This is a genomic window from Oscillibacter sp., assembly GCF_032060045.1.
GTDB lineage: Bacteria > Bacillota > Clostridia > Oscillospirales > Oscillospiraceae > Oscillibacter.
Genome location: NZ_DAMBZJ010000031.1, coordinates 12,740 through 19,505 on the forward strand (window position 1 = coordinate 12,740; position 6,766 = coordinate 19,505).

The 6,766-nt window shown below is 55.9% G+C and carries 6 protein-coding genes; 4 read left to right on the plus strand and 2 right to left on the minus strand.

Going from position 1 to position 6,766, the window contains the following annotated elements; all coding sequences use genetic code 11:
• Positions 1-595: RluA family pseudouridine synthase (locus tag RT018_RS12210; RefSeq protein ID WP_312942367.1), on the minus strand; the 595-nt coding region annotated here is incomplete at its 3' end.
• Positions 596-784: 189 nt separating this feature from the next.
• On the opposite strand from RT018_RS12210, the gene RT018_RS12215 reads away from it, so the two are divergent.
• Positions 785-2,563 carry an ABC-F family ATP-binding cassette domain-containing protein gene (locus tag RT018_RS12215; protein WP_312942369.1) on the plus strand — a complete coding sequence of 593 codons (1,779 nt, stop codon included), beginning with the start codon at positions 785-787 and terminating at the stop codon, positions 2,561-2,563.
• Between the two features lie 256 nt (positions 2,564-2,819).
• Here RT018_RS12215 and RT018_RS12220 read toward each other — a convergent pair whose 3' ends face one another.
• Entirely contained in the window at positions 2,820-3,269 is a 450-nt protein-coding gene (locus tag RT018_RS12220; protein ID WP_312942371.1) for a CBS domain-containing protein, read from the minus strand.
• 190 nt (positions 3,270-3,459) lie between these two features.
• On the opposite strand from RT018_RS12220, the gene RT018_RS12225 reads away from it, so the two are divergent.
• The 3 genes from RT018_RS12225 to gltA all read left to right on the plus strand — a co-directional run bounded on the left by RT018_RS12225 (position 3,460) and on the right by gltA (position 6,723).
• Positions 3,460-4,119: a Crp/Fnr family transcriptional regulator gene (locus RT018_RS12225; protein ID WP_312942374.1), complete on the plus strand. Its 660-nt coding sequence runs from the start codon at positions 3,460-3,462 to the stop codon at positions 4,117-4,119.
• 374 nt (positions 4,120-4,493) lie between these two features.
• Positions 4,494-5,336, plus strand: a complete 843-nt coding sequence (locus RT018_RS12230) for a sulfide/dihydroorotate dehydrogenase-like FAD/NAD-binding protein (protein WP_312942377.1) — start codon at positions 4,494-4,496, stop codon at positions 5,334-5,336.
• A gap of 1 nt (position 5,337) precedes the next feature.
• A complete protein-coding gene (gene gltA / locus RT018_RS12235) occupies positions 5,338-6,723 on the plus strand; it encodes an NADPH-dependent glutamate synthase (protein WP_312942380.1) in 1,386 nt (461 codons plus the stop codon).
• Positions 6,724-6,766 lie beyond the last annotated feature (43 nt).

A 6,766-nucleotide genomic window follows, 5' to 3' on the forward strand; every position in this document is an offset into this window, starting at 1 on the left:
GGACGGTGCGGCGAACGGCGGAGGTTTCATCCCGCCCGATGGGCAGGTCGATGATTCCCTCGGTTGGCTGGGGAACCCCCACACACACGGCCCGGTATTCTCGAAAAAATCCTCCGGTGTGGAGAGTTTTGCGCAACAGATCGTGGACGTAGCCGCTTTTTGCAACCGCCATCAGCCCCGTGGTGCCCTTATCCAGACGGTTTACCGCGTGGAAAATGAAGCCTGTTCCACGGGAGTAGGCCAGCGCCCCTGCCACGGTGGGGGTGTCTGGTAGGAAATTGGATACGTGGGCCGTCATGCCCGCAGGCTTGTTGACAACCAAAAGATGTTCATCCTCCCAAACCACCGGCAGGGGCCACGGCCCCGGCACGGGAGCTTCGCGCTGGGAGCGCACGTCTCCGCTTTCGGCGCTTACCGTGTCGCCGGGCGAAAGGACAAAGGTGGTGCGGGTGGGCCGCCCATTTACCAGAATGCCGCCCTCTGCGCGGGTCAGTCGGGAGATGGCATGGGAAGAAAAATGCAGCTTTTGCTTTAGAATATGGCGAACGGTGAGTCCGGCCTCCGAATCCTTAACGCGGTGGGAAACATAGGGCATGGCTTGCGCTCCCTTCTTCTGGCGGCATGGCGCGGTAATTTTCTGTAAAAACATGTGCGTTGCGGCTATTCTAGCATAAGCCAGACCGCAGGGCAAGCGCTCCCGGCTTGCGCGATGGGGCCGGGTGTAGTAAAATAGGAAAGAAAACAAACGGTGCGGGCAAAGGTCCGCGCCTTGAAGGAGGACCCTATGCTGATCTCGGCGGAACGGCTGTCCATCAACTTCGGCGGCAGGCAGTTGTTGGAGGATGTGAATTTTTATCTGAACGAGGGCGACAGGGTGGGCGTCATCGGTGTGAACGGAACCGGAAAGTCCACCTTTTTGCGGGTGTTGGCCCGGGTGATTGAGCCAGACAGCGGCACGGTGCGCCGGGATCCCAACGTACAGGTGAGCTTTCTGCCCCAGAACCCGGAGTTGGACGACGGCGCCACGGTGCTGGAGCAGGTGTTTCTCAGCTTTCCCAAGGAATTTCGAGCGCTGAACGAGTACGAGGCCGTTTCCATGCTGACGCGGCTGGGAATTTCTGACACGGAGCAGAAAATTGGAACCCTTTCTGGAGGCCAGCGCAAGCGGGTGGCCCTCGCGGCTGCGCTGATTCACCCGGCAGATGTGCTGATTCTGGACGAGCCGACGAACCATCTGGATGCAGAGATGGTTTCCTGGCTGGAGGAGCGGTTGCGCCGGTGGACTGGTGGCCTTGTGATGGTGACTCACGACCGCTATTTTCTCGAGCGAGTGGCGAATCACATCACCGAGGTGGACCGGGCGAAACTTTATCACTACGAGGCGAACTACTCCAAATATCTGGAGTTGAAAGAACAGCGCGCCGAGATCGCGCAGGCGGGAGAGCGGAAGCGTCAAGCAATTTTGAAGGTGGAGCGGGAGTGGATCATGCGGGGCTGCCGCGCCCGGAGCACCAAGAGTCGGGACCGGATTGAGCGGTATGAAGCTCTGAAAAATCAGGATGCACCAGACACCGATGAGGCCGTGCGCCTGTCTGCTTCCTCAAGCCGCTTGGGAAAGAAAATCATCGAACTGGAGGACGTGTCCAAGGCCTTTGACGGGAAAATGGTCCTCTCTCATTTTTCTTACGGCGTTCTGCGGGACGATCGCATCGGCATTGTGGGCCGCAACGGCGCGGGAAAATCCACCCTGCTGAACCTGATTGCCGGGCGGCTGGAGCCGGACGGCGGCAGCGTAGATGTGGGAGCCACGGTGCGAATTGGATTTTTCTCACAGGAGGGGCGGGAGCTGGATTTAAGCCAGCGGGTGTATGACTTTATCCGGGGCATTTCCGACGAGGTGAAAACGGAGGAGGGGACCCTCTCCGCCAAGGACATGATGGAGCGGTTTCTGTTTCCGCCGGAGCTGCAATCGGTGCCTATAGGCCGTCTTTCTGGCGGCGAGCGGCGAAGACTGTATCTGCTCAGCATTTTGATGTCCGCGCCCAACGTGCTGCTGCTGGACGAGCCGACCAACGATTTGGATGTGACGACTCTTTCTATTTTAGAGGACTATCTGGATACCTTTCCCGGTCCGGTTCTTGCGGTGTCCCACGACCGATTTTTTCTGGACCGACTTTCCGGCCAGATTTTCGCTGTGGGTGAGGAGGGCCGGGTGAAGCGATATACCGGCAACTGGTCGGATTATATGCGCAAGCGGCAAGAAGAGGAGCGGCCCGCAGCCTCGGAAAAGGCCGAGCGGGAGGACAGCCGCCGCCCGAGGGAGAAGAAGCTGAAGTTTACGTTTAAGGAACAACGAGAGTTTGACAGTATCGACGGCGAGGTGGCTGCGCTGGAGGAAGAATTGAAGGCTGTGGCCGCCGAGATGGGGAATTGCGGCAGTGATTATGTGAAACTTCAGGAGTTGACGGAGCGGCAGGAGACGTTGCAGATGGCGCTGGAGGAAAAAACCGAGCGCTGGATGTATCTGAACGAGCTGAAGGAGCGGATTGACGCGCAGGAATAACGCGCCGACCATCCAACCTATAACCTGTGCTGTACGCGGTTTGAAGACGGGTACAGCATAGGTTTATTGGTTCGGCCAGAGGGCAGTGCCAGCGAGGGGTGTACGGGGCCGAAAATCACATCTGTGGTACGTAAAATCCAAAAGAAAACAGCCCGGACCGATCCGGTCCGGGCTGTTTTACACTGTGATACTCCGCTGGAGGGTTGTCCCTCTCTGGGCACGATTCTTCCGCGTCGCACCGTGAGGTGGGATAAGCTTAGACAATTCTTTGAAGTTGGGGCCCCACCGTGAATTCTGTGCGTTGGGATAGACGGCTGAGAATATCCTTCCGGGTGACGATGCCGATGAATTTGCCCAGGTCGTCCACCACCGGAATAAAATTCTGATTCAAGGCCAGAGAGAGCAGATGGTCGATTGAAGCGGTGATGGGGACGGCTGTATAAGTATTGTCCCGGAGAAGATCTTGCACAAACAGCTTTTCCGCCGTCTTTTTGGTAAAAACCTCGTCCTGTGTGTCTTCTACGTCCAGTAGCCGCCAGAGGAAATCGCCCTCGCTCACGGTGCCGCTGTAGGTTCCGTCCCGTGCGATGACGGGAATGGCGGAGTAGCCATGTCGCCGCATTTTTTCCAGACCCTGACGAAACGTGAAATCGTCATACAGATAGGACACGCTGTTTTTCGGCGTCAGGAAATAAGCGATGTTCACACGCATACCTCTCTTCATTTTTGTATTCTGGCAACGGTGTGCCGGAATCTGTAAGTTTACTATAACCGATTTTTACCTGCGAATGATGAACAAAGTTTTAAATTGCAGAGCTAGGAAAAAGAAACTTTACATAGGCTAAAAGTTGTGATAATATGTGATAAATGCAACAAAATTAGAAGGAGGCACTCTCATGCTGTTAAGAGAGGAACTGGAGGGGAGCCCAATTTTTGAGGGGATTAGCTACGAGAACTATCTTTCCATGCTTAGCTGCTTTCAGGCGGTACAAAAGAGCTATCGCCCCGAGGAGGTGGCCTACGATTTCAGCCGCGTAGGGGAGCAGGTGGGAATTCTGGAGCGGGGAGAAGCTTCCCTCATTCGGATTGATGAAGACGGAGTTTCAACCGTTCTGGAAAATCTCACCGCTGGAAATATCTTTGGCCGCAGTCTTGCTTTTTCCGGGGATGTGAACGACAGTCTGGAGGTGGTGTGCCGGACGGCTTGCGACGTGTTGTATATTGACTATCACCACATATTGAAACGCTGCGAAAGAGCTTGTGAGCACCACAGCCTGCTGGTGAGGAACATGCTAAGAATGATTACCGAGAAGGCGCAAACTTTGGCGGGGCGTGTAGATGTGCTCTCACGCCGCTGCATCCGGGATAAGCTTTTGTGCTATTTTCGCCAGCAGGCGGAGCGGGAGGGAAGCGACACCTTCACGTTGCCCTTTTCTCTGAGCACGCTGGCGGATTATATTGCCTCAGATCGCAGCGCCATGATGCGGGAGATGAAGCATCTTAAGCAGGAGAAACTTATCCGCGCGGAGGGACGGGAAATTACGCTGCTGTGCTGACAAGCGTGTATGAAACGGGCGAGAAAGGGACCACTGGAACGGCTCGTGTTTTTTAAAGACGGCAGTTATGATGGAGTTGCATGGCTGCCGCTTTTCCCAGGTTAAAAATTGAGGACACCTTTAAAATCTTGTCTGAAAAGATATAGCTTAACATAGTCGGGTCGTGATTGAAATTAAGCGTTCAAGGTGATATAATTACATGAAATTATGAACCCAAAATGGATGCCAGTTTGATATCTACAAATGGTACAAAAATTTAGTTAAAAGTTTGACAAAAAAGTTGGGGAATTGATTTGACGCACTGTAACCCTTGTGCTAACATGAAAGCAGTGTGTAATCCAGGTGAGCAGCAATATGAGGAAAGAAGGAAAACTATGTTTCGAATCGTGAGAAAAGAGGCGCTCAAGCCCACTGTCGTGCTGTTTGAGGTTGAAGCCCCCATGATCGCAAAGAAGGCCCAGCCCGGCCAGTTCATCATCCTTCGGGTGGATGAAAATGGCGAGCGGGTCCCCCTGACGATCCATGATTACGACCGCGAAAAGGGCACTGTCAGCATCATTGTCCAAATCGTGGGTGCCACGACGGAGAAGCTGAACCGTCTGAACGAAGGCGAGTGTTTGCAGGACTTTGTGGGTCCTTTGGGCAAGGCCACCGAGACAGAGGGAAAGAAGAAAGTCTGCGTGGTAGGCGGTGGTGTAGGATGCGCCATCGCGTATCCCGTGCTGAAAAAGTTCCACGATGATGGGGCAGAGGTTCACGCGGTCATCGGCTTTAAAAATGCGGATTTGGTGATTCTGGAGGACAAGTTCAAGGACGCCTCCTCCATTTTGGAGGTCTGCACCGACGACGGGTCTTACGGTCGGAAGGGCCTGGTCACCGACGCGCTGAAGGAGCTGATCGAAGCTGGTAACCAGTATGACGAGATTTTTGCCATCGGCCCCATGATTATGATGAAATTCGTCTCCAAGACCACGGAGCCTTACGGAATCCCCACCACCGTGTCCATGAGCCCTATTATGATCGACGGCACGGGCATGTGCGGCGGCTGCCGCCTGAGTGTTGGTGGCGAGACGAAGTTTGCCTGTGTGGACGGCCCTGATTTTGACGGGCACAAAGTCGACTGGGATCTGGCCGTGAAGCGCAGCCGGATGTACAGTGATTTCGAGAAGCACAAGCACGAGGAAACCTGCAATCTGTTCAGCAAGGAGGCTAAGTGATATGCCGAATATGTCTTTGAAGAAAAACCCCATGCCCGCGCAGGACCCCAATGTCCGCAATAAGAACTACGAAGAGGTTACACTGGGATATACCGAGGAAATGGCGCTGGACGAGGCGTTGCGCTGCCTCAATTGCAAGAACAAGCCCTGCGTGGGCGGCTGTCCCGTGATGATTCATATTCCCGAGTTTATCGCCGAGGTTGCCAAGGGCAATTTTGAAGAGGCGTATCAGATTATCGCCCAGACCAGCTCCCTGCCTGCCGTGTGCGGCCGGGTTTGCCCGCAGGAAAGTCAGTGCGAGAAGTACTGCGTCCGCGGCATCAAGGGCGAGCCGGTGGGCATCGGTCGACTGGAGCGGTTTGTTGCCGACTGGCACAACAACCACGCCTGCGACGCGCCCCCCAAACCCGCGCCCAACGGACATAAGGTGGCCGTGATTGGCTCCGGCCCTGCGGGCCTCACCTGCGCAGGCGACCTTGCCAAAAAGGGCTATGACGTCACCGTGTATGAAGCGCTGCATCTGGCAGGCGGCGTGCTGGTGTACGGCATCCCCGAGTTCCGTCTGCCCAAAGCCATCGTTCAGAAGGAAGTGGACGGACTGAAGGCGCTGGGCGTCACCGTCGCCACGGATACCGTGGTTGGCCGTACCATCTCGATCGACGAGCTGATGGAGGAGGAGGGCTTCGAGGCCGTGTTTATCGGATCGGGCGCAGGACTGCCCATGTTTATGAGCATTCCGGGCATCAACTATAAGGGCGTGTTCTCCGCCAACGAGTTTTTGACCCGCATCAACCTGATGAAGGCCTATCTGCCCGACTCCGACACGCCCATCATCCACCCGAAAAAGGTGGCAGTGGTTGGCGGCGGCAACGTGGCCATGGACGCGGCCCGCTGCTCTAAGCGACTGGGGGCCGAGGTACATATTGTTTACCGCCGCGGCATGGAGGAGCTTCCCGCCCGTCATGAGGAGGTCGAGCACGCCGAGGAAGAGGGCGTGATCTTCAACACCCTCAACAACCCTGTGGAAATTATTGCGGACGAGGATGACAACGTCCGCGCCATTCGCTGCATCAAGATGGAGCTGGGTGAGCCGGACGCTTCCGGCCGCCGCAGCCCTGTGGAGATTCCCGGCAGTGAGTTTGATATGGAGGTGGACTGCGTCATCATGGCGCTGGGCACCAGCCCCAACCCCCTGATCAAGAGCACGACCGAGGGTCTGGAGGTCAATCGCAAGGGCTGTATCGTGGTGAATGAGGAGGGTCTTACCTCTCGCCCGAGTGTTTACGCTGGCGGCGACGCCGTCACCGGCGCGGCTACGGTAATTCTGGCCATGGGTGCGGGCAAAACCGCCGCGAAGGCCATCGACGAGCAGCTGAGCAAGGCATAATACGGCGCTCAAAAGCAAAAAATGGACAACAACGGCGGGAACC

Coding starts and splice junctions, on each gene's coding strand:
- RT018_RS12225 (WP_312942374.1), top strand. CDS start 3,460: ATGCTGTTAAGAGAGGAACTGGAGGGGAGCCCAATTTTTGAGGGGATT.
- gltA (WP_312942380.1), top strand. CDS start 5,338: ATGCCGAATATGTCTTTGAAGAAAAACCCCATGCCCGCGCAGGACCCC.
- RT018_RS12215 (WP_312942369.1), top strand. CDS start 785: ATGCTGATCTCGGCGGAACGGCTGTCCATCAACTTCGGCGGCAGGCAG.
- RT018_RS12230 (WP_312942377.1), top strand. CDS start 4,494: ATGTTTCGAATCGTGAGAAAAGAGGCGCTCAAGCCCACTGTCGTGCTG.